The sequence below is a fragment of the Candidatus Magnetobacterium casense genome, assembly GCF_000714715.1.
In the GTDB taxonomy this organism is placed as follows: Bacteria; Nitrospirota; Thermodesulfovibrionia; order Thermodesulfovibrionales; family Magnetobacteriaceae; genus Magnetobacterium; species Magnetobacterium casense.
On record NZ_JMFO01000005.1, the window covers coordinates 41,443 to 63,488 of the forward strand.

The window sequence follows — 22,046 nt, forward strand, 5'->3', positions numbered from 1 at the left end:
ATCCTCTGACACTAAGAGAAAAAAAGGGGCGGCTCCGCCCCCCTTTAGAACCCCCTGCAAGGGGGCCAGCCCCCTTGACCCCATCATGCTCAACACTGCATCTATATCAAGACTTTTGCACATGCTCCTATCCTTTGGTTTGCTAAATTCACATAGGTCGGTTCTATGTCGTATCCGATATAGTGTCTGCCATTTTTCAGTGCGGCAATACAGGCAGTGCCGCTGCCACAGAACGGGTCCAGGACTACATCTTTGCTGAAGGTATAGAGTTGCATCAGTCTACGTGGTAGTTCTTCGGGGAATGGGGCCGGGTGTCCGATGCTCCTTGCAGAGACGGCGGGGAATGTCCAGAGGCTTTTGGTCAACTCTAAGAATTCTTCCTTCATTATTGTATTTTCCTTATTCCATTTTTTTCTGGAAAACGACTCCTTGGAAAAAATCAAAATATACTCGTGGATGTCTCTTAGTACAGGGTTAGCGGCAGACAACCAACTTCCCCAGGCCGTTGAGGCGCTTGCGCTTGATGCCTTATTCCAGATGATTTCGCCCCTCATCAGGAAACCGATGTCGATCATATCCTCAATGATATAACAGTGCAGGGGAATGTAGGGCTTTCTCCCCAGGTTGGCAACATTGATACATGCCCTGCCGCCTGTCACCAGCTTTTTGTATGTTTCCCTGAACACTTTTTTTAATAACGCCCTGTATTCTTCAAGTGACAGGTCTTCATCGTATTCTTTTTTCACATTATACGGTGGTGAAGTAACCATCAGGTGGACACTGCCGTCGGGGATTTCATCCATCGTTTCGCTTGATTTGCAATATATTTTGTCAAGCTTATCTGGTGCAATCGTATTTTCAATGACCCTGACCGGTTCAGAGATTTGCTTGTCCCCATACAGTTTGCTGTCGTAGAACTCCGAAGAATCATGGTTCACCCTCCCTGGTATTCCGAAGGAGCTTGTCTTCGTGCCAATGCGCTTGTGTTTCTTGGGAGTTTCGATCTGTTCAGGCATTGATTTAATCAAACCGGCTGCTTATGCGCTAAAGAGGTCTTTGTCTTTGAATTCGATTCGGCGCTTTTTGAGTTTTTCCAGGAACGTGGTTCTGTTAAGGCCGAGCATTCCGGCTGCCTTGCTCTTTACGCCACCGGCACGCTGCAGGGCCTGAGTGATGAAGTTGTTTTCGATTTCGTCCAGGATCGCGTTGAGGTCTATGCCCTCCAGGGGCAGTTGCATCAGAGACTCCGCAGTGGTGGTCTGGGGCGGCTTTGACTGGAGGAATCGCTCAGGCAGGTCTTTAACCTCAACCACTCCGGTGTCGTCGAGGATGACGCAACGCTCTATGAGTGTTTCAAGTTCCCTGACATTGCCTGGCCAGTGGTATTTCATCATGAGGTTCATTGCCTCCGGGGATATCTTTAATGGCTCTTTGCATTGTTTGCAGCAAAAGCCCGTCATAAAGTGCTCTATCAGCAGTGGGAGGTCCTCCTTTCTCTGTCGCAGTGGCGGCAGAAAGACAGGGATCACGTTGAGGCGGTAGAAGAGGTCTTCACGGAAGTCGCCGTTTTTGGTGGCGACCTCAAGGTTCTTGTTTGTGGCGGCCAGTATTCTGACGTCTACCTTGAGGGTCTTTATCCCGCCCACCCGCTCGAACTCACGCTCCTGGATGATCCGCAACAGTTTCACCTGGAGGGTCGGGTGCAGTTCCCCGATCTCATCAAGCAGAATAGTGCCGCTGTCGGCAAGTTCAAAGCGTCCCTTGCGGGTATTGATTGCCCCGGTGAAGGCGCCTTTTTCGTGGCCAAACAGCTCGGACTCCAACAGTTCACTGGGGATAGCTCCGCAGTTTACAGGGACAAACGAACTCTCCGCACGGTTGCTGCAGTAGTGAATCGCCTTTGCCACAAGCTCCTTACCCGTGCCGCTCTCTCCGCAGATGAGTACCGTAGAGTCCGAGTTCGTAACCTTCTCTATAGTCGCATGCAACTGTTTCATCTGAGGCGATTGCCCAAGGAGTTTATTGAGATAATGCCTGTCTTTTGTCTGCTCCATTTTTGCTCATGAATATTATAAATATATTTTTTTGTTTATGTCAATAACTTGACTTATCTGTTAGTGTTTTTTTTATTAAACGTGACAGTTTGGAAGTTGTGTATAATCAAATCACTGTCAACAAGGTAAGAAGGGGTCAAGGGGACTTCTTTCTGGCCGGGGCGCCTCGCCCCTCCCCTTGCGGGGGGTTCTAAAGGGGCCAGGAGTGCATTGAGCCGGGGGTCGCTGACCCCTCCTGGAGCGAAAAAGAAGCGGAGCCACCCCTTTCTTCTTTCTTTATCTTAGGGGTTAATTATGACTGCCGATCCTGATAAAATCAGACCCCTTGCCGTATGACTCTGTGTTTACCTTCGAGTTTATTGATGGCGTCCAGGTATGCCTTTGCCGAGGCCACAATGGTATCCGTATGGGAGCCGGCTCCTCTAACCGTTCTGCCTCCCTCTTCAAGGGTCACGAAGACCTCTGCCTGGGCATCTGTGCCACCGGTGATACTTTTGACCTCATATTTGAGCAGTTGGCTCTTTGTTTCTGTCAGTTGAATGATTGCATTATAGGTTGCGTCCACGGGGCCGTCTCCGGTGCTTTCGATTTTAAGCTCCTGGCCTAATTTAGTTATGGTTATCTGCGCAATCGGCTTGTCTTCGGTGCCACAAGTTATCCGCAAAGAGACAAGGTTGTAGACGTGGTCTGTCTTTGATATTTCTTCGCTGATCAACGATACGATGTCTTCATCAAAGATGCACTTTTTTTGGTCTGCCAGTGCCTTGAAGCGTTCAAAGGTTTGATTCAGCTCGTCATCCGTCAGGTGAAAGAAGCCCAGTTGCCTCAACCTGTCCTTAAAGGCGTGTCTGCCGGAGTGTTTGCCCAGGACGAGCTTGCTGCCCGGGATGCCGACGTCCTCGGGTCTGAGTATCTCATACGTGGAACGCTCCTTGAGGAATCCGTCCTGATGTATGCCGGATTCATGGGCAAAGGCGTTGGCTCCAACTATTGCCTTGTTAGGTTGAACGATCATTCCGGTGTTTTTGGATACCATCAAGCTGGTATTATAAATCTCCCGTGTGACGACATTGGTGTCGGCTTCGAATAACTTTGGGCGTGTCTTGAGGGCCATGACGATTTCCTCCAGGGAGGCATTGCCGGCCCGTTCACCGATACCGTTTATGGTACACTCCACCTGCCCGGCCCCCTTGTATATGGCCGCCAGGGAGTTGGCCACGGCCAGGCCCAGGTCGTTGTGGCAGTGGACGGAGACGGTACATTTATCTATGTTTGGGACGCTGTTCATCAGATACTCGATGAGTTCGCCGTACTCAAAGGGGGTCGTATAGCCCACCGTGTCGGGGATATTGACCGTGGTAGCGCCAGCATTTATGACATCCTCGGTGACTCTGCACAGGAAGTCCCAGTCTGAGCGCGTGGCGTCTTCGGCGGAGAACTCTATGTCATCGGTGTACTGACGGGCGTGTCTTACGGCCCTGATGGCGGCGTCCAGGACCTCGTCACGAGTCATCTTGAGTTTAAACCTGAGGTGAATATCCGATGTTGCTATGACTATGTGTATTCTGCCGGTTCTTTTGGCGTTTTTGATGGCCTCTGCCACCCTGTCTATGTCTTCAATGCGTGCCCGTGCAAGACCGGCCACCGTGACGGTGTCCAGTTCCTCGGCGATGACCTTGACGGCCTCAAAGTCCCCCTGGGAGGTTATGGGGAAACCAGCCTCTATGATATCGACCTTGAGATTGGCCAGTTGTCTGGCAATCTGGAGTTTTTGCTTCAAGTTCATGCTTGCCCCTGGGGACTGTTCGCCATCCCTGAGGGTTGTGTCAAAGACTCTGACGTGTCTCATTGCCTGTTATCACCTTTCGTTGTTAGATTCACTGCCCGACTCTTACGGGTATACAGCAGATATATGTTCTCTATTATACCAACAGCCATATACAAAAAGCCAAAGACAAACAACGTAACTGGCGGATTCATTATAATAATGGTGATCATGATTATCAACAGCACCAGAAACGGAAACGGCTTTCTCTTTTTGAGGTCAAGCTCCTTTAGGCCGTGAAATCTGAGCGTGCTTATCATAAAGATCGACAGCACAAATGTAATAACGGCAACCAGGATGTTGTTGACATTTGCCCTTTCAAAGTGGTATTCGTGGAAGATGATAAAAGTTACCAGTATTGTAGCGGCGGCAGGTATTGGCATACCGGTGAAGTACTTTTTTTCCGTTGAGACCATCTGCACGTTGTATCTGGCAAGTCTCAGCGCCCCGCAACAGACATAGAGAAATGCCACGGCCCATCCGATCCGTCCCAGGGGTTTTAGTGCCCAGTCATAGGCCACCACTGCCGGGGCTACGCCAAATGCCACGAGGTCTGACAACGAGTCAAGCTCTATGCCAAACTTCGACGCACTGTTTGTCAGTCTGGCGACCCAGCCATCGAGGCCGTCAAATATATTCGCAATGATTATAGCCGTTCCGGCATCGACGTACTGTCCCTTCATTGAGGCCACAATGGCGTAGAAGCCACAGCACATGCCACAGAGCGTCAGGGCGTTTGGCAGGATGTAGACGCCTTTTTTCATGACGGCGTTTGTTGTGGGGTTTGGCCTGGAGTTTGGTCTGAGGGTTGGCCTTGATTGTCTTTCGTGGTGTTGGGTGCAGCGTTGTAGCGGCCAATGACGGTCTCACCGGCCTTGAGTTTATCGCCCACCTGTGCCGTAATCTGTGCCTCCGGAGGCAGATAGAGGTCCACCCTGGAGCTGAACTTGATGATCCCAAAGCGTTGTCCTTTTTTGAGGACGTCGCCGGGGTTGACGCGACAAACGGCCCTGCGCGCCACGGAACCCGCCACCTGTCTGACCAGGATGTCTCCCATGGGCGTGGCCATGACCATGGCTATGTTTTCGTTATTGCTGGAGGCCTCATCCAGATACGCCTTGTGAAAGCTCCCGCTGGTGTGTTTGACGCTGACAACGGTGCCGTCAAAGGGGGCGCGATTTACATGCACATTCAGCGGCGACATGAATATGCTAAACTGCAACACCTCTCGCTTGAGGTAGTCCTTTTCAAATGTCTGCTTTATCACTATGACCTTGCCGTCTGCGGGGGCTATGATGGCGTCTGCTTGTGAGGGGGTGACACGGTCTGGGTCGCGAAAGAAGAAAAACATAAAAAACAGTATCATCACCGGCAAACCCGTAACCCAGTGTCGTGTGAACCAATACACAACCAGCGTCAGGATCAACGCGGCTATGAAAAACGGTATCCCTTCCGGAGCAAACTTCATAATCTATCCATACACCCCTTTGCTATATATATCAAAAAAATCAAACAACCACCTTACTGTATCACAAGGATGAATCTGTTGTCAACTGCCCCGGATATATCCAGGGGTGTCATTTCATTATAGCAGTTTTTAGCCTCCGTATAGTATAATAAAGTTATGGATACACCGACAGGGCCAGGGAGCTACGACAAGCTCATGAAGGAGCTGCTTGAAAAGATCGAGCAACCCCTTATAGAAAAGGTCTTGGGGATTAAGGCCGATAAGATCAGCAAGCTCAACGTCATAACGCAACTAACGGACGAGCGGGAGGCGGATTTTGTCATCAAGGTGGAAAACCGTGATGAACCGTTCTTTATCGCACACGCTGAGATTCAGAGTATCAATGATCCGAAGATGCTAAAGAGGATGCTGCGGTACTTTGTCCATCTCTATTCGGTGCACGAGGTCATAATAAAGCAGTACGTTGTCTTCATCGGCAAGGACAAGATGGCTATGAACAACGTCTTGGATATGCCCGTTGTCCATGTTCACTACGAATACGAACTGATCGATATCAGGACTGTCTCCTGTGAGCGATTTCTATACTCCGGCGTGCCTCAGGAGATAGCGATCTCGATATTGTGTGACAGAGGGGCTCGCAGCGAGCGATCATTCGCAAGGGAGATATTAAAGGAGCTGGTGGCGAGTGTCATCGGAGGCCTGGACCTGTCGATGTATATAAAGGAAATAGAGGTCTTTTCAAAGTTGAGGGACATGCAAAAGATCATAATAGAGGAGGTGGATAAAATGCCGATAGTATACGACCTGGAGACGGATATAAGGTTCATGCAAGGAGTGCAGAAGGGCATAGAGAATGGCCGGGTAGAAGGCCGGGTAGAAGGTCGGGTAGAAGGCCGGGTAGAAGGCCGGGTAGAAGGCCGGGTAGAAGGCCGGGTAGAAGGCCGGGTAGAAGGTCGGGTAGAAGGTATGCATAATATGATTGAGACTTTGTTGAGGAGAAAATTTGGCGAAAGAGGTTTATCCCTTATGCCGAAGATCAGAATGTATAAAGATGAGTCGAAGCTATATGCAATAACTGATGCGTTGATAACTGCGCAGGACATCAGGGAGATTGAAGGGCTGCTCTAAAGAAGCAGGAGAGGGCAAATCGTCCTGCCCTCCCCCCTCTTCCTTCCTTAGTAGATGCTCTAGTTACTTGGCACGCCCTGTTCTACGCATCCTCCAGAATAGAAATTTTTGTCTGTTTGTTTATTTGAGTGTTCATTTATCCTTGTCTTTTATGTAGACGCTGCTGTTTTCAACGACAGAGTATTCCTCTTTCAGAAAGTAGGTCATCTTTGTCCCGGTGATAAGGTTTTTGCTATCCCTGGCCTCGGGACTGCCAGTGAATACTACGCTTTCATCCCCGGCTGAGTAGATGGCCCTTTCGGACGTTATGATGCTGTCATCCTTGACCAATTTTATGTTGCCGGTGGCATCTATACGGTCAACCTTCTTTTCGCCATCGGCGTAGTACACCACCATCTTGTCGGCGTAAAATGTGGTATCACCCTTTACCGCCTTGACCGAACCGGTAAAGATGGCCGTCTTTTTCTTTGTATCAGCAACGAGATTTTTGCTTGTGATTATCAGCGGGACGTTTTTATCTCCCTGCATGAGTCGGTCCTTCGTTGTTGTCTCTGCAAATGCCGTTGCCTTCAATTGTATTTTCAGGCCTGCACACGGCAAGGCTATGCAGGCAACAATCGTTAAAAAAATCAACCGCCTAATTAATAACAACCATGACTCCACCATAGAGCTCAATCAATTCTCCTTTGTCTGCCCTGAAAGAAGCCGCCTTTAGGGTCACACGGCTGCCCTTCAGTGTAACCCCGGCATCCGAGGTCAGTGCTTGTTTGTTAAAATCCCAGGTCACGTTGCGGGATTTTATCTCATAATCCTTGCTCAAAGCCACAACTTCGCCGCCGAGGTTGACCCTGTTGCCGCCAACGTCGTAGAGGCCCTCAGGTGCGTTGATTGTAACACCCCCGTCGGTAAGTTTGATGGCTATCCCTTGCATTTCAGCTTTTTTTTGGTTTTCCGTCAAATGCACCTTTCTGACGGTAGCATGCCACTTGACGGAGTTGTTGACGCTGTGCGCAACGGTCACACCCTCCATGTATGAGTCCGTTGAAGACAGTGCGATTTTGTCCTGGTTGCCGGATTGTATCGCCGCTATCACGACAAAAAGCAGCACCGAGCTTATCAAAAACAGTATCAGGTAAATCCTGGTCATATTTAATTTTATCATGAATCCAAAGTATTGGCAATCATTGCTTGGCTTAACCAGGAATCCAGGATGCGTAACAGTATAGTTGTCATGAAATATGAAGAGGATACCTATATAGGCCTTGCCAAAAAGTTTGTTTCGGTATGTTTCCTGTATCTCGTTACAAATGCCTCTTCGTACTTTGACACGAATGTATCCTTTGAATGGGGGCCGCTGCCATCGAGACTGAAGATGGCCAGTCCGCATTCCCCTACGATGAGGTCGTGGAGCATCTGAGGGGTTGTGCCATAACCAAAGGTGTGCACCTTGGCATGTTCAAAGATGATGTATGGCCGGCAGCGTTTGATCGTCTTTTTGGCGCCGTCTATGACGCCGTACTCTCCGCCCTCCACGTCGATTTTAATGAGCCTTATTGGTAATGCCTGCGGGATTATGTTATCCAGCATGTTGACCTCCACCTCGATCTGCTCGGAGACCGGCTCAATCGGGCATGGTTGTGGTTTAAGACCACTCCAGCCCGGGATATTAACGAAGTGGCAAAACTTACCGGTGCCCACGCTGTTACTCAGGGCGCACTGGTGGACGTTAACGCGTGGAAATCCGGCCTTTAACTGCGGGATGAACTGTGGCAGTGGCTCAAAGGCATAGTGCTCCCCTTCAGGAGAGCGTTGGACTATCCAGTTTAAGACCTCACCGGCGTGTGCACCAACATCAATGCAGTTGGAGTCGTTCCTTAGTATATTGTCCATGAGCGCTTTCATGTTTCGATTGTCACGCTCCATCCGCAACATACCATCATCGTGGTGGAGCAAAAAAACAGCCTGGTTCAATTCATCTTCTGAGGCGTTAGTATCTATTTTTTGTACGTGTTCCATCTTTTTTCCTTTAACGTAGGCTTACCGCAACTGCGGTGACACTATTTTACCAGTTGCAAGACAGTTGATGTCAAGTACGGTATTTTTTTCTATGTTGAACCAGAGTCTAACGATGTGTCATACTTAAGCATAGTTCAGGCAATGTAAGAAGGATTTATACAAGCATATGACAATGATGCAAGAAAACAACAGTGCTGGCAAAAAGATGACCTTACTCTGGGTACGAACGGACTCCATAGGCGACAATATCCTTGCCTCGTCGATGTTGCCCGAAATAAGAAAGAGGTTCCCCGACCACGCCATAACAGTTCTCTGCCAGGGGCATGTTGCCGAACTCTATGACCATTGCCCGGAGATCGACGACGTTATTACGTTTGACAAGGAGATGGCCTACACCAACGACGAATATCGAAACGCCCTGCTCAAAAAACTGCGCCTTCTTAAAGCAGATATAACATTGAATCCGGTCTTTTCGCGGGAACCCATTACCGACACACTCGCCATCGGCAGCATGGCCACGCAACGTATTGCCTTCAACGGCGACTTCGCCAACGGCATGACCCTGCAACTGAGACAGACCAACAACCCGCTATACACAAGGCTGATCTACTCCTGCTGCCAGCAACGCACCGAAATGGACAGACACGGGGAGTTCTTACGAGGGATTGGTATTGATACCACCGGGGATGTCCTCAAACCGCTCCTGTGGCTCTCCCGGGAGGACGAGGCATTTGCCCGTAGCTTCTTTGAGGAAAATTCGTTAAACCCGCAAATGACTATAGCGCTTTTTCCCTGGGCACAAAACCGCCACAACATATATAACGGCTATGCAGAGGTACTTGGGCGCTTTACTGACTACCACTGCGTGATTGTCGGGGGCAGGGACGCCTCCGATGCAGCCGGTGCCATAAGAGCAAAATTGCCCTCCTGCCATGACCTTACAGGTAAGACAACAATCCGTCAGAGCGCTGCCATAATCGGCAGGAGCCGCATCTACCTCGGAGCGGACTCCTCCGGGGCACACATGGCCTCTGCCCTGGGGGTTACAAACGTGGTAGTGCTTGGCGGCGGACACTTTGGACGCTTTATCCCCTACAGCCCCTTAACGACCGCCGTGTGTCTGCCCCTGGAGTGCTACGGGTGCAACTGGCAGTGCAAGTATCAACGCACTTACTGTATCAGCGATATATCGCCGGAGGCCGTTGTACATGCCATGAAAATAGCCTTGTCCACGACAGGTACGCCAGGGCCGGGGATTGTCGTTGACAGCGCACGAGGCACGGATTTCACTTGCAATGGCAACAGCGTGGAGCAATTTATCCGGCCACGGTGGAGGTGGTCGGACAGCTACCTTACACTGAGTAACGTTGAGGTTATCAACTATCCTGCTGTCGGCAACCCATCCCAACCCTCCCATAAAGGGAGGGGGATTAAAGGAGGAACTGCTCCGCTTGTCAGCGTGCTGGTTTCCACGTACAACTCTGAGGAGTTTATGTGCGAGTCTCTGGAAGACCTCCAGGGACAGAGCATCGCCTCCAACACGGAGATCATTGTCGTAGATGCCGCATCCCCGCAGAACGAGCAGGCAATAGTGCAGGAGTATCAGCGCCGCTGCACCAATATCACATACATCAGAACCGGCAGCCGGATCGGCGTCTACGCAGCGTGGAACATGGCAATACAAATAGCACGGGGGCAATACATCACCACCTTCAGCACAAACGACCGTCTGCGACGTGACGCCTTTGGGATTTTGGCCGCCTATCTCAACGACACCCCAAACTGTATGCTCGTCTACGGAGACTCTTACCTCACCGAGGTGCCCCACCAGACCTTTGATGTCCACCACTGCCATGACGTCTACAGGTGGCCCGAGTTCTGCTACGAAGACCTCCTGTACAACTGCATGATAGGCCCGCATCCCATGTGGCGCAGGGACGTCCACGACGACATCGGATATTTCGATGCACGGTACGAGGCACTTGGAGACCAGGATTTCTGGTTGCGTCTGGGTGAAAAATACGAAATACACCACCTACCCGAGGTTACCGGTCTGTACTGGGTCACCCCCGATGCCCTCTCCCGCAAGGGGCAACTACCCGCACAGGAACACCTTGAGATACGTCTGTATTACCAACAACGCTATCTCAACAGATTAAAGCAGACGGTTACGGCCAATAACCTCTTTAACAAGCGACCTCTGTACATCTGGGGTGCAGGTCAGGCGGGGCAGTTGACTCTGAACATGCTACGCAACTCAGCCATCCCGGCAGAGGGCTTCATAGACGGCGACCCGGGCAAGTGTGGCAAGACCATCGACGGATTGCGCATCCACAAGCCATCACACATACAGGATATGCTCCGGGGCAACAGGCGTCCATTTATTGTGATTGCCTCCATGTATGCAGACCAGATACGTCCCTTCCTGCTAAGTCTGGGCTTGAAGGACAGGCAGGACTTCTGGCGAAACATACACACGTTCTGGGCGCTCAAATGGCTTACGGTAAAAACGGGTGCATAGTGCATAAAACGGACTTGACACGGTTAATTCATACTGTTATAATGTTTCGATGCGTTCTGAAATAACAGATTCTGATGCCGAAGATATCCTGAAAGATGTAACGCTTCTGTATGTTGAAGACAATGAGGACATAAACAGGATTCTCTCTGCATTTTTAAGAAAACGTGTAAAAATAGTATTTAATGCCTTTGATGGTCAGCAGGGGCTTGATATTTTTAAAACGCAAAGTCCGGACATTGTAGTTACCGACATACGAATGCCTAAGATGGATGGCATTGAGATGGCCAAACATATTAAAGCAATACGCGATGATACCAAGATAATAGTCACCACCGCTTTTAATGATGAGGAGTTTTTTCTTAAGGCCATAGATGTCAACATAGACAGCTTCATAAAAAAACCCATAGACCCACACAAACTCGTTGACATAATGGTAAAACTTGTAAACATTTCTCTGCAAAAACGAGAGCTATACGAAAAGAGCAAACTGATAGGGTTTATACTCAATTCACTGCCAAACTTTATCTTTACGACAAGAAATGGAAAGGTGGAGTTTGCAAACTCTACCTTCCTTACTTTTCTGAGTTGCGGGTCCATAAGTGAATTTACCGACAAGTATAAATATCCCGATGACATTTTATCCAGAAATATAGATGCCGGTGCCGTGGATACTGACAGTAATCCTTCTTCAGAGTATATCAGCTTAATCAATTACCTGAAAGGGCACAAAGAAGAAGAGCTCATGGTTTCCGTAAAGACGGCTGATTGTAACAATTTATCCGGGGCATATATTTTAAAGTATGCCCACATTCCTGAAAGTGAAATATACATCTTTTCCTTAACCGACGTGGAAAATTATGAAAGCAAGAGAAAAGAGCTTGAGATTACAAACATCACCGATGAGTTGACAGGTGTGTATAACAAGAGATACTTTAACAACACATTGTCGATGCACATAACAAACAGACAGTGCAGTGAGTCTCCTGTTTCCTTGATTTTTTTTGATATAGATCATTTCAAGGCAGTCAACGATAAGTATGGACACCTGTTGGGAGACTGCACCTTAAAGGGACTTGCCAAACTCATATCCGAACAAATTCGTACCCAGGATGTACTGGCAAGATGGGGCGGGGAAGAGTTTGTGATTCTGATGCCGAATATAAAATTGGATACCGCTGTTAAGGTAGCGCAACGTTTGCGAGTGAGCATTGAAAGCCAACTCATATGCGATATAAGAATTACAAGCAGCTTCGGTGTAGTAACATATACAGAGGGCGAAACAGAAGAAGAGTTTTTAAACCGCGCTGATGCACTTCTCTATGAGGCCAAACGCTCCGGCAGAAACAGGGTCTGCTTTTAACTATAGAGTCTACGTGTAAAACCTCCGCCGCCCTCCTTCTTTATCTTTACCATGCAATATAAGAAGATACGTATCCTCTTTATATTTCATGGTAACTATACCTTTACGCATCCTGGATTCCTGGTCAAGCCAGGAATGACACACTTGGAAAACGCCTGTAATTGTCATTCCAGCGAAAGCTGGAATCCATGTCTTTAAGCCGTAAAATTAATTTTACCATGCTTTTTAAAGAGGATACGAAGATACTTTATGTTGTCGTAATCCTGGTGATATCCCTGACGGGCTCGGAGAAGTAGTAGCCCTGTGAGTAGTCGATGCCCAGTTCAAGGACGATCTCCTGGACCTCCTTGCAGTGAACGTACTCGGCGATGACCTTGGTGTCTATGCTGTGGGCAAAGTCGGTTATGGATTTGACTATCTTGCGGCTGTTTTTGTCCTTGACAAGACCTTTTATGAAGCTGCCGTCGATTTTTATGTAGTCGGCGTGAAGCTCCAGGAGGCGACTGAAGTTTGAGTACTCGGTGCCAAAGTCATCGATGGCGATCTTAAAGCCCATTGCAGAGAGTTCGCCTATCTGATCTATCGTGTCCTTTGTACCCTTCATGCTGATACCCTCAAGTATCTCCAGCACAACCCGATTAGGAGGTATGTTGTGCTGCCGTAGCCGCTGCTCCATGTAGTCCAGCAGAAACCCCTCCTTGAAGTCAAAGTCGGTGATGTTTATCGAAAACTCGTATGGCTTGTCCTTGAAGTACTCAAAGGTCTTGTCTATCATGACCTTGGTGATACTGGTAAAGATGCCTGTCCTTCTGGCGGGTTCGAGGAAATAGATGGGCGAAATAATTGCCCCCGTGCTGTCCTTCATCCTCACCAGCGCCTCAAACTTGCCGGGCTTGCCAGTGGAGTTATCGATTATGGCCTGGAAGTAGGGGATGATGTCCTGTCGTTCGATGGCCTTTTTCAGTTCGTTGGCCCAGTAGAGGTTGTTCTTGTAGCGTTGTTCTGTCAGGGAATCTGGAGAGTAAACCTGTACCCTGTTCTTTCCATGCTCCCTGGCCTCCATAAAGGCAACCGTGGCGTGCCTTACCACCACCACATCCACGTTGGTATCAAGCCCTATCGTGAAGGTTATTTTGATGTAGAGTTCCTCGCCGACGATGTTTATGTTGTTGTTGTTGACGTAGTCCTTCAATGTGTTGGCTAACTGGCGTGGTTGATTACCCTGTGGAGAGATGAGCATCATGAGAAACTCATCGCCGGATATCCTGTACAGAGAGGCATTATCGGGTGTGAGTTTCTTGAGTATGTCAGCCACCATTTTTAAGACCATGTCGCCGATACGCATACCGTAGACGTTGTTTATCTGCGAAAAATCGTCAATGTTGATAAGCAGGACTGACTTTTCTGCATCCGCATTTTTTTGGAGGTCTTCTATGAGTCGGTTTCTGTTGTAAAGCCCCGTGAGGCTGTCAGTGATGGCCTTTTGTTGCAGTTCCTGAGTTCGCTGTGTCACCGCGTTTTCCAGGAAGGTGTTCAAGGTTCGAATGTCGTCGTCTCTGTCCTTTATCTCATACAGGATGTGGTTCATTTCCTTGATGATAACCCTGTGTTCCTGCAGTTCAAACTCCTCGGGGTCGATCTCCTTGTACTCCCTGACCGCTTCTCCAAACATCCCGATAAGGGCCCGCAGGGGTCTTGCCACCGTCCGCTGAAGCGAGCTGATTAGAATCATCGTGGTCAGTATCGCAACCACAAGGAAAGAGACTATCGTAAAGACTATAAATTGGACGTTGTTGTCCCTGAACTCACTGATATCCATCTCCATATTCAGGATGCCTATGGTGGTCTCTGCCCTGACGTGGTGACAGTTGAGGCACTTGAGATTACCCGCATTGGAGGCTATGTATGGAACTGCAACCCTGAAGCGTTTAGCGCCATTGACGTTGTAATCGATAAACTGTGTTTTATTGGTCTTAATGGCTACCTCGTCTATAGAATCGAGTGAGACATTTTTCACGTCGCCCAGGCCGATGTCTTGCACCCGTGTTATCCACAGCTTGTCGATCCCCTTGAGGTAGCTGATCTCCTGGAGAAAGTAGTCCTTCTTGTCCATCGTACCGCTGTTCATGTGTGCCGTCAGACCAGCCTTGATCGTCGAGGCGGTAACGAGGGACTTCTCCCTGATGGTTTGCATCGTCAGTCTGTGGAAGTTATAAAAAATGCTAAACGATATATACAGCGTATATATGGCAACAATAATAGACAGTCGGCCTATTATGAATCTCTTAATTGTCATTTACCCGTATATAAGCCATCTTAATATATCTTTACCGTATACCTCTTACCGTGTAGCTTTTCTATAAGTATATCCACCAACTCACTATGATGCTAGTATAATATCATAATCGATACAGCAAAGTCAAATGTAATCTTTATAGTAGACTCTTGATGAAGCACTATAAGACATTTACTCTTTCGGTTTTCTGAAAATCCTTACGTTGCCCCTAATGTACTATCAGCAACACTGTTTGATGTGACAGATGTCATAGACATTTTTTATACCTGCCACACCGTTTAATAAAATCTCATTGACAAAATAGTGACAAAGCATTTAGTATTGAGTTATAAAGATTATATTGTTATAAACAAAAAACTTCAAGATTAGGTTGACGACATGCAGAAGGATACGGCGAAGGAAATTAAGGGCCACGCTAGCGGTAAGACAAGACGTGGCAAGGGTACAAAGGCAGAAGGCCATGACAACAGCTTACAGTGTTTACCGTGTTTGGCAGCCTTTTCGGCGGATGAGCTTTCCTCGATAGAGAGTAAGGCTGTACGGAAAAATTGTTGCAGGAATGACTATTTATTCTGGGAGGGGGATGAGATAAGGTTTGTTTTTGTCGTGGAATCGGGCCACATAAAGCTATTTAAGACCTCCGAGGAAGGCAGAGAGATAGTGATCCGGATAATGAGGGCCGGGGATTATTTTTGTTGTGCCCCGATATATGCCGACAGAAAGAACATGGTAAATGCCATAGCCCTTGAAGATACTTCGTTGGTGCTGATTCCGACAGAATCCTTTCACGAGAACATCTATGCCGGCCTTACCCCGATGGGGACACGGGTGTTGAGTACCATTTGCGATCGGGTGAAGCATCTGTCGGGTATTATCGAGAGTCTGACATTTAAGGATGTGGTCAAGCGGGTACTGATGATCCTGCTCAATGCGGCCAACGACAAAGACCCCGACAGTAACATTGTCACCCTGTCGCTGACTCATCAGGAGATGGCCTCGATGATAGGGACTGTCCGAGAAGTGGTTTCGCGGACGATGTCTAGGTTAAGGAAGCAGAACATAGTCCTTGACTCCACGTCGAGAGAATTTAAGGTAAACAAGCAGCTTATTATTGAGGCTCTGAAGTAGTGTTAAACGCCTTCAGTGTGGAGCACAGCCACGTGAGGGGTTATTACACGATATTGAGCATCTTTCCTGTTTGATGGAAGGCATCCAGGACGAAGTCGAGTTGTTGTTCGGTGTGTGTGGCCATGTAACTGGTCCTGATCATGGCGCTACCGGGGGGGACTGCCGGACTGACAACGACGTTGACAAAGACCCCCTTTTCGTGGAGCATCATTGTCATCTTAAATGCCAACTCGTCGTTGCCGACGATGACCGGTATAATTGGCGACTGCGTGGGACCTGTCTTAAACCCCATAGCCCTGAAGCCGTGGAGCATCTTTTGTGTGTTCTTCAGCAGGGCGGTGAGTCTCTCCGGCTCGTTCTCTATGACATCCAGGGCAGCAATGACCGAGGCCACGGAGGACGGTGTGGGGCTGGCGCTGAATATGAGTGCCCTGGCCATGTGCTTGATATAATGTATGACGTCCTTGTCACCGGCGATAAAGCCACCGATAGAGGCAAGGGCCTTGCTGTAGGTTCCCATGACCAGATGAACTTCATCCTCAAGACCATAATACTCTGCCGTGCCTCTGCCGGTTTTACCCAGGACGCCTATGCCGTGGGCGTCGTCAATCATAACCTTTGAGTTGTATTTCCTGGCGATCGGTATCAGGGCGGGCAGGTCTATGATGTCTCCCTCCATGCTGAAGACGCCATCGACAACGGTCAGGGTTGCCCGCGTTGTGGTTTCGGAGAGGACTCGTTCGTAGTCTTTGATATCGTTGTGTCTGAACTTCTTCACCTCGCCATAGGAGAGGCGACAGCCATCTATAATGCTTGCGTGGTCGAGTTTATCAAGGATAACGGCGTCCTCCCTGCCAACCAGCGCCGATATAACACCCAGATTGACCTGAAAGCCGGTGGTAAAGATCAGTGCGGCCTCCTTTCTCATAAATCGCGCAAGTTTCTCCTCCAACTGCACGTGTATGTCCAGGGTGCCGTTTAAGAAGCGGGAGCCGGCACAACCGGTTCCGTATTTGTCCAGGGCAGCCAGGGCGGCCTCTTTTACCTTTGGGTGGTTGTTCAGTCCGAGGTAATTGTTGGAGCCGACCATGATCATCCTGCGACCACCAATGAAGACCTCCGGTTCCTGCGCACTCTCTATGACCCTAAAATACGGATACAGACCCGCCGACATCAGTTGCTGCACCTTGTCAAATCTCAGGCACTTGTTGAATATATCTTTTTTCGTATCTTCTACAGCCATTTGTGTATCTTGTACCAGTTTGCCGTCCATCTAATACCGTCCTTTAATTTTGTCCTTGGTTCGAATCCGAAGTCCCTGACAGCCGCGTCACTGTTGCACAGCCAGTAGGGATGAATCAACTCCTTTATTTTATCCGGATTTATTATACCTTTATTCGTTAACTTGCAGGCTATGGCAGCAACTACCGGCATAACGCCCTTTGGTATTGTTACCTTTACGTAGCGACAGGCAAGCTCTTGTGCTATAGCGTCTGCAATGTCGTCGCTGGTATGCACTTCCAGGTCTGACAAGTAATATGTGCCACTTATGGTCTTATTCGCTTCTGCGGCGCTGACAATCCCCTTGACAAGGTCCTCCACGTATATGAGCGAGTAGTATGACTTGCCCCAGTAGGGCAGGACCCCCTGCTTGATCATTTTAAAGAGCATGAACATGTCCCTGTCGCGGGGACCATATACTGCCGGTGGTCTGATTATCGTGATGGGAAGTCTATCCTTGTATGCCTGCACGGCGAGTTCTCCGCCCAGTTTGCTCTTGCCGTAGTCTGACACCGGTGCAGGATGTGTATCGACACTCAATGGTGTACCGTTCTTGCTTGGTCCGGCAACGGCAAGCGTGCTTATATGAACAAACCGCTTGATCCCCTTTACGTACTTGTACACCGCCTCGATCAGATTTTCCGTACCGGAGGTGTTTGTGCAGTAGAAGTCATCTGCGTTGCCGGCTTTTGTCAGTCCGGCCAGGTGAAAGACGTAATCGCAATCACTCAAGAGGCCCTCAAGGGTGTCCACCTTCATACAATCCCCTTCCAGTATACACACGGGAAACCCCTCGATCCATTGCAGGTTCGACGTGCTTCTGACAAGGCATGTTACCGAGTAGCCCCTGAGCACAAGCTCCTCCACCAGGTGGCTGCCTATAAAACCTGTCCCGCCAGTTACTATCGCCTTCATACCGTCTTGGTGTACAATTGTCTGCGCATTTGCCTCAGAGACATTATACACAATCAGTCACCCTTTTTGCTCGAATTTTTGATCGCACCAAAAAAAAGATTCCTGTCCTGACATTGTCAACTCAAGCTGCTTCCCTATATAATACCAAAATATGGCAGAAAACTACGAGGACAGTTTGGCAACCGTGGGTGCGGGCAATGATGGTGAGGCGGCAGAGGGGACTGTGCAGGATCGCCCCGGTGTCTGTCAGTGGATGGCGGTTATCGAGGCGCTGTTGTTTATCTCCGGGGATGCGTTGTCGGTTGCCGACCTCAAGAAGCTGACCGGTCTGTCTGAGGAAGATATAGCTATGTGTATGGAGCAACTGCTCAGTCAATATCGCCAAAGAAACGGTGGCATTATCATAGTCGAGCTTGCCGGGGGGTATCAGATGGTCAGCAATCCGGCCTATGCCAATTACGTAAAGAACCTCAAGAAGTCGAGGCCCGTGGGCAAACTGTCGCTTCCAACCCTGGAGACGCTCGCCATAGTGGCCTACAAGCAACCCATTACCAGGGTCGAGGTCGAGGACATCCGCGGTGTCAGCGCCGACTGGATATTAAAGAACCTCCTTGAGAAAAAGCTGATAAAGATCGCCGGTAGAAAGGACGCCCCAGGCAGACCACTGCTTTTTGCCACCACACGAGAGTTTCTGGTGTCGTTTGGCCTCAAGGACCTCTCAGAGCTGCCTACGCTGCGGGAATTCACAAAGCAGGAATAAGCCTGATGTCTTCAGAGGGTATAGCTCAGGGTTGTGCTGTTTTTACTTTTTTCGAAAGATATTCACCCGCCATTAAGGTTGACAGCAGCGTTACACACACATACCCTGACAGTAACATAACCCTCAGCACACTGATCAGTGTATAGTGAAATGCAAATATCCCTGCCACCTGTCCAATGGCACACAGCAGGGTCACGTATGCAACGCCGGTCTTGTTTCTGGCGATGTTGTAGTTGAGCAGCACCATGATCAGTGCCACTGGGAGCATGGCCATGGCATACAGGCCAATCAGCTTTGACGCCGGCATAAACTTCGCTCCAAAAAAGAGCGATATAATCAGCTCCGGAACGCTATAAAGAATAATGGCTCCACCCCCTGACAGGACGAGGGTTAAGCCCAGTGCCTTTGCGATTAAGACTATGGTACTTTCGGCCCTTGCCCGGCTGGAGGCAACCATCGGAAAGAGAGATGTGACAATGGCAGCAGGTACATGTATTACCGACTTGCCTATGATTGCCGCAGAGCTGTAAATGCCTGCATCGGCGGGGGAGAAGAAATACTTGACAAGCACCAGATCAATCTGTGAAAAGAGCGAAAATGCCAGATTTGCCGCGGTCACCGGCAGTAAAAATGACAATGACACATCGGAGACATCCTCGCGGTGGTTGCTCACAGGGCATTTGGTGTTTTTCAGCTCCGCCCTTATCGACATATCAGAGACGTAAACCGTTAAGACATACGATAACATTAATCCCGCCATGATTCCGTTGAGTCCCATTCCCGCCGCGGCAAGTGCCACGCACAGGGCGTACTTTAAAAAACTCGATGCTGCCACCGTAAAAGACAACATGCTGAACCGGTGAAGACTCTGCAGGATGGCAGAGTTTATCAGAACCATCACGTATATGGTAATAGATATGAATAACAAAATGATCGGCAACACATCATCGATCTTTAACATACTACCGAGTCGGCTTGAAGACATGACCCCGATAAAAAACGTTACAATACCCAGGATTAAGACACCCCTGTAGGTTCTTGCAATTATCCCCCTGATTAAATCGTAGCGCCCAAGGGCAAAGTTATGTGACAGACGCTTTGTTAGAAACACCGTGACACTGTACACAGGAAAGCTCAACAGCATGATGATCGACATCAGGGTATTCATCTCCCCGTAGGTTGTGATATCCAACATCCTGCCCAGTGTGAGCTGGAACAGATAGTTGATGACGTTGGCAGCCATCATGCCGGCAAACAAGAGGGAACTGCTTTTGAAAAAACCGTCTGTTTTACTCAAATTTTCCTATGCAGAGGCAGGCGTTTTGTCCGCCAAAGCCAAAGGAATTGCTTAGAACCCTCCTGTGTTGTTTGTGTCGTGCCTGGTTGGGGACATAGTCGAGGTCGCACTTTGGGTCGGGGTGTTCGTAGTTGATCGTGGGCAGGAGCACGGAGTGGTTTATGCCCATGATGGACAGGATTGCCTCGATGGCCCCGGCGGCGGCTATGGTGTGACCTAACATGGACTTGTTGGAGCTGACCGGGATATCCTTGGCCGTGGAGCCAAAGACTTGTTTGATGGCCAGTGTTTCGGTCAGATCGTTCTGTACGGTGGAGGTGCCGTGTGCGTTTATGTAGTCGATAGCGCCGGGCAGGGGGGTTGTTGAATCCGGCTCAAGGAGGTTGGCGTCTCTGAGGGCAGCACGCATTGCAAGGATGGCGCCTTCGCCCTTGGGATGCGTATCCGTGATCCTGTATGCGTCAGCCGATGAGCCATAGCCCAGTATCTCTCCATATATGGTGGCATTTCTTGCCATTGCGTGTTCGATGTCCTCAAGAACCAGGGCACCGGCGCCTTCGGACATCACAAAGCCGTTGCGGCGTCTGTCAAACGGGCGGGAGGCCTTCTGGGGTGATGCGTACTTCTGTGCCAGGGCCTTGATTAGGACAAACCCCACAAACCCCGTGTAGTCCAGACAGGACTCGGCCCCTCCGGCTATCATGACCCCTGCCCTGCCCTCCCTGATCAGACACACGGCCTCGCCAATGGCCTGCGCTCCGGCAGCACATGCACTGGCAACCGAAAGGTTTGGACCGCTGAATCTGAAGGCCGCCGCTATAAGGGCAGAAGCCACATCGGGCTTTCTCTTGAAGAAGTTAAAGATGGGATATCCCCCCGTCCGCTCCAACGCCCTAACGTCCCAATTGCCTTTGCCGTCGTAGAACCTGTGCAGGAACGTCATATCCTCAATTGTGGGATTTTGGCCGTGGTTGCCCAGCGATACGCCAATGCGCCGGGGCTGTTGATGTTGCATCTGCAACCCGGCCATCCCAACGGCCTCAAGGGTGGCAGCCAGCATCAGGGTATCGCTGCGGGTGATGAACTTCTCCATGCGACCATCGTATCTGACGTGTGCCTCACAGAGGGTCTCTTTGATGGCGGCAAGCCAGGCCGTGTCTATTTCACCGCCGATGTCCGTGGGCAAGCCACGGGTATCAAAGGACGTTATAGTCCTGATCCCCGAGGTTGCCTGGCAGGCGTTGTCGAAGGTCTCCTGTGCATTGCGTCCCAGGGGGGTTACCATGCCATAGCCGGTAACTACCACGCGTCTCTGTGGCATCAGAATATCTTATGCTCCTGCTGCACTTTGGTGAGCCAGTCCTTGATGAGGTCATCACCCGTGCTGTAGGCGGCACCCTGTCCACATCCGGAACACTCAACAAGGGCGCCATCGTTACACTTGTACTGGGCAGCTCCGCACGAGGTACATTTCTCAGGCAGCGTGGCCAATATCTCCTTGACTCCCCTGGCGATGGTGGCAACGGTGATCAGCGGGGGCACCTGGTCCATATCCATGCCGGCCTGCAGGGCCTCTGTCTCATCGCCGAGCCTTATGCGCATAAGTCTGACGGCCTTTTCCGTGAGTTGACCGTTTTCATCAATGGCAGAACCTTCGCCAAACATCTCTTCCATGTGTTCAAGGATGAAGTGGCGTGCCATCTTTATCCCAAACACCTGCTCCAGGCGGTAGTTAATATCAAGGAAGTCAAGCGACTCCGCTCCCAGGTCCCGTACCAGTGAACTCTCCGGCGTTATCTTTTCCGTATCAATACTGAGGGTCTGGGCGATGGCCTTTTTGACCTCATCCATGACCCTAGTGTCATCAATAAATCTGTCATCAATAAATTCCTGCGTCATACGATCTCCATTTATTTTAGTTTCTCACCTACGCACAGTGTATAAGATTACAGGGCATTACCCCCTTTTATGACACTACATTACTTCGTATGCGTAGT

General features: G+C 49.6%; 19 protein-coding genes. 5 read left to right on the forward strand and 14 right to left on the reverse strand.

Going from position 1 to position 22,046, the window contains the following annotated elements:
• Positions 1-101: 101 nt before the first annotated feature.
• From Mcas_RS04090 to Mcas_RS04110, 5 genes are all read right to left on the reverse strand, one after another.
• Positions 102-1,016 carry a DNA-methyltransferase gene (locus Mcas_RS04090; protein ID WP_040334245.1) on the reverse strand — a complete coding sequence of 305 codons (915 nt, stop codon included), beginning with the start codon at positions 1,014-1,016 and terminating at the stop codon, positions 102-104.
• 21 nt (positions 1,017-1,037) lie between these two features.
• Positions 1,038-2,054 (reverse strand): sigma-54 interaction domain-containing protein, encoded by a 1,017-nt coding sequence (locus Mcas_RS04095; protein WP_040334246.1) that lies wholly within the window; start codon positions 2,052-2,054, stop codon positions 1,038-1,040.
• Between the two features lie 316 nt (positions 2,055-2,370).
• Positions 2,371-3,903 (reverse strand): 2-isopropylmalate synthase, encoded by a 1,533-nt coding sequence (locus tag Mcas_RS04100; protein WP_040334247.1) that lies wholly within the window; start codon positions 3,901-3,903, stop codon positions 2,371-2,373.
• On the reverse strand, positions 3,900-4,643 hold the full coding sequence (gene pssA, locus Mcas_RS04105) for a CDP-diacylglycerol--serine O-phosphatidyltransferase (RefSeq protein WP_040334248.1): 744 nt from the start codon (positions 4,641-4,643) through the stop codon (positions 3,900-3,902). Before pssA ends, Mcas_RS04100 begins: the two co-directional genes overlap by 4 nt.
• Positions 4,640-5,347: a phosphatidylserine decarboxylase family protein gene (locus tag Mcas_RS04110; RefSeq protein ID WP_052566836.1), complete on the reverse strand. Its 708-nt coding sequence runs from the start codon at positions 5,345-5,347 to the stop codon at positions 4,640-4,642. The genes pssA and Mcas_RS04110 overlap by 4 nt, the downstream gene beginning before the upstream one ends.
• A 156-nt stretch (positions 5,348-5,503) precedes the next feature.
• On the opposite strand from Mcas_RS04110, the gene Mcas_RS04115 reads away from it, so the two are divergent.
• Positions 5,504-6,475: an RpnC/YadD family protein gene (locus Mcas_RS04115; RefSeq protein WP_040334249.1), complete on the forward strand. Its 972-nt coding sequence runs from the start codon at positions 5,504-5,506 to the stop codon at positions 6,473-6,475.
• 132 nt (positions 6,476-6,607) lie between these two features.
• On the opposite strand, the gene Mcas_RS04120 is transcribed toward Mcas_RS04115, so the two are convergent.
• From Mcas_RS04120 to Mcas_RS04130, 3 genes are all read right to left on the reverse strand, one after another.
• On the reverse strand, positions 6,608-7,126 hold the full coding sequence (locus Mcas_RS04120; RefSeq protein ID WP_162176253.1) for an LptA/OstA family protein: 519 nt from the start codon (positions 7,124-7,126) through the stop codon (positions 6,608-6,610).
• Positions 7,113-7,622, reverse strand: a complete 510-nt coding sequence (lptC, locus tag Mcas_RS04125) for an LPS export ABC transporter periplasmic protein LptC (RefSeq protein WP_040334251.1) — start codon at positions 7,620-7,622, stop codon at positions 7,113-7,115. The genes Mcas_RS04120 and lptC overlap by 14 nt, the downstream gene beginning before the upstream one ends.
• 104 nt (positions 7,623-7,726) lie before the next feature.
• The gene (locus tag Mcas_RS04130; protein WP_052566837.1) at positions 7,727-8,491 is read right to left on the reverse strand and encodes an FkbM family methyltransferase; all 765 of its coding nucleotides are present in this window, start codon (positions 8,489-8,491) and stop codon (positions 7,727-7,729) included.
• 166 nt (positions 8,492-8,657) lie between these two features.
• Between Mcas_RS04130 and Mcas_RS16235 the strand changes: the two genes are divergently transcribed.
• Both Mcas_RS16235 and Mcas_RS04140 read left to right on the forward strand, forming a co-directional pair.
• On the forward strand, positions 8,658-11,012 hold the full coding sequence (locus tag Mcas_RS16235) for a glycosyltransferase (RefSeq protein WP_052566838.1): 2,355 nt from the start codon (positions 8,658-8,660) through the stop codon (positions 11,010-11,012).
• Between the two features lie 49 nt (positions 11,013-11,061).
• Positions 11,062-12,372: a GGDEF domain-containing response regulator gene (locus tag Mcas_RS04140; protein WP_040334252.1), complete on the forward strand. Its 1,311-nt coding sequence runs from the start codon at positions 11,062-11,064 to the stop codon at positions 12,370-12,372.
• A 247-nt stretch (positions 12,373-12,619) separates the two neighbouring features.
• On the opposite strand, the gene Mcas_RS16240 is transcribed toward Mcas_RS04140, so the two are convergent.
• Positions 12,620-14,668, reverse strand: coding sequence for a putative bifunctional diguanylate cyclase/phosphodiesterase (locus tag Mcas_RS16240; RefSeq protein WP_052566839.1), 2,049 nt, complete (start codon positions 14,666-14,668; stop codon positions 12,620-12,622).
• A gap of 378 nt (positions 14,669-15,046) precedes the next feature.
• Here Mcas_RS16240 and Mcas_RS04150 point away from each other — a divergent pair, with 378 nt between their 5' ends.
• Positions 15,047-15,796, forward strand: a complete 750-nt coding sequence (locus Mcas_RS04150) for a Crp/Fnr family transcriptional regulator (RefSeq protein ID WP_040334253.1) — start codon at positions 15,047-15,049, stop codon at positions 15,794-15,796.
• 43 nt (positions 15,797-15,839) lie between these two features.
• On the opposite strand, the gene Mcas_RS04155 is transcribed toward Mcas_RS04150, so the two are convergent.
• Positions 15,840-17,039 (reverse strand): aminotransferase class I/II-fold pyridoxal phosphate-dependent enzyme, encoded by a 1,200-nt coding sequence (locus Mcas_RS04155; RefSeq protein ID WP_052566866.1) that lies wholly within the window; start codon positions 17,037-17,039, stop codon positions 15,840-15,842.
• Positions 17,030-18,043, reverse strand: a complete 1,014-nt coding sequence (locus Mcas_RS04160; RefSeq protein WP_040334254.1) for an NAD-dependent epimerase/dehydratase family protein — start codon at positions 18,041-18,043, stop codon at positions 17,030-17,032. The genes Mcas_RS04155 and Mcas_RS04160 overlap by 10 nt, the downstream gene beginning before the upstream one ends.
• Positions 18,044-18,143: 100 nt before the next feature.
• On the opposite strand from Mcas_RS04160, the gene scpB reads away from it, so the two are divergent.
• Positions 18,144-18,752: an SMC-Scp complex subunit ScpB gene (gene scpB / locus Mcas_RS04165; RefSeq protein WP_052566840.1), complete on the forward strand. Its 609-nt coding sequence runs from the start codon at positions 18,144-18,146 to the stop codon at positions 18,750-18,752.
• 25 nt (positions 18,753-18,777) lie between these two features.
• Here the strand turns inward: scpB and Mcas_RS04170 are convergent, their stop codons facing one another.
• The 3 genes from Mcas_RS04170 to Mcas_RS04180 are packed head-to-tail and all read right to left on the reverse strand — an operon-like array spanning position 18,778 to position 21,948.
• Complete coding sequence (locus Mcas_RS04170) at positions 18,778-20,049, reverse strand: oligosaccharide flippase family protein (protein ID WP_040334255.1); 1,272 nt, start codon at positions 20,047-20,049, stop codon at positions 18,778-18,780.
• The gene (locus Mcas_RS04175; RefSeq protein WP_040334256.1) at positions 20,042-21,370 is read right to left on the reverse strand and encodes a beta-ketoacyl-[acyl-carrier-protein] synthase family protein; all 1,329 of its coding nucleotides are present in this window, start codon (positions 21,368-21,370) and stop codon (positions 20,042-20,044) included. Before Mcas_RS04175 ends, Mcas_RS04170 begins: the two co-directional genes overlap by 8 nt.
• A complete protein-coding gene (locus Mcas_RS04180; RefSeq protein ID WP_040334257.1) occupies positions 21,370-21,948 on the reverse strand; it encodes a phosphopantetheine-binding protein in 579 nt (192 codons plus the stop codon). The genes Mcas_RS04175 and Mcas_RS04180 overlap by 1 nt, the downstream gene beginning before the upstream one ends.
• Positions 21,949-22,046 lie beyond the last annotated feature (98 nt).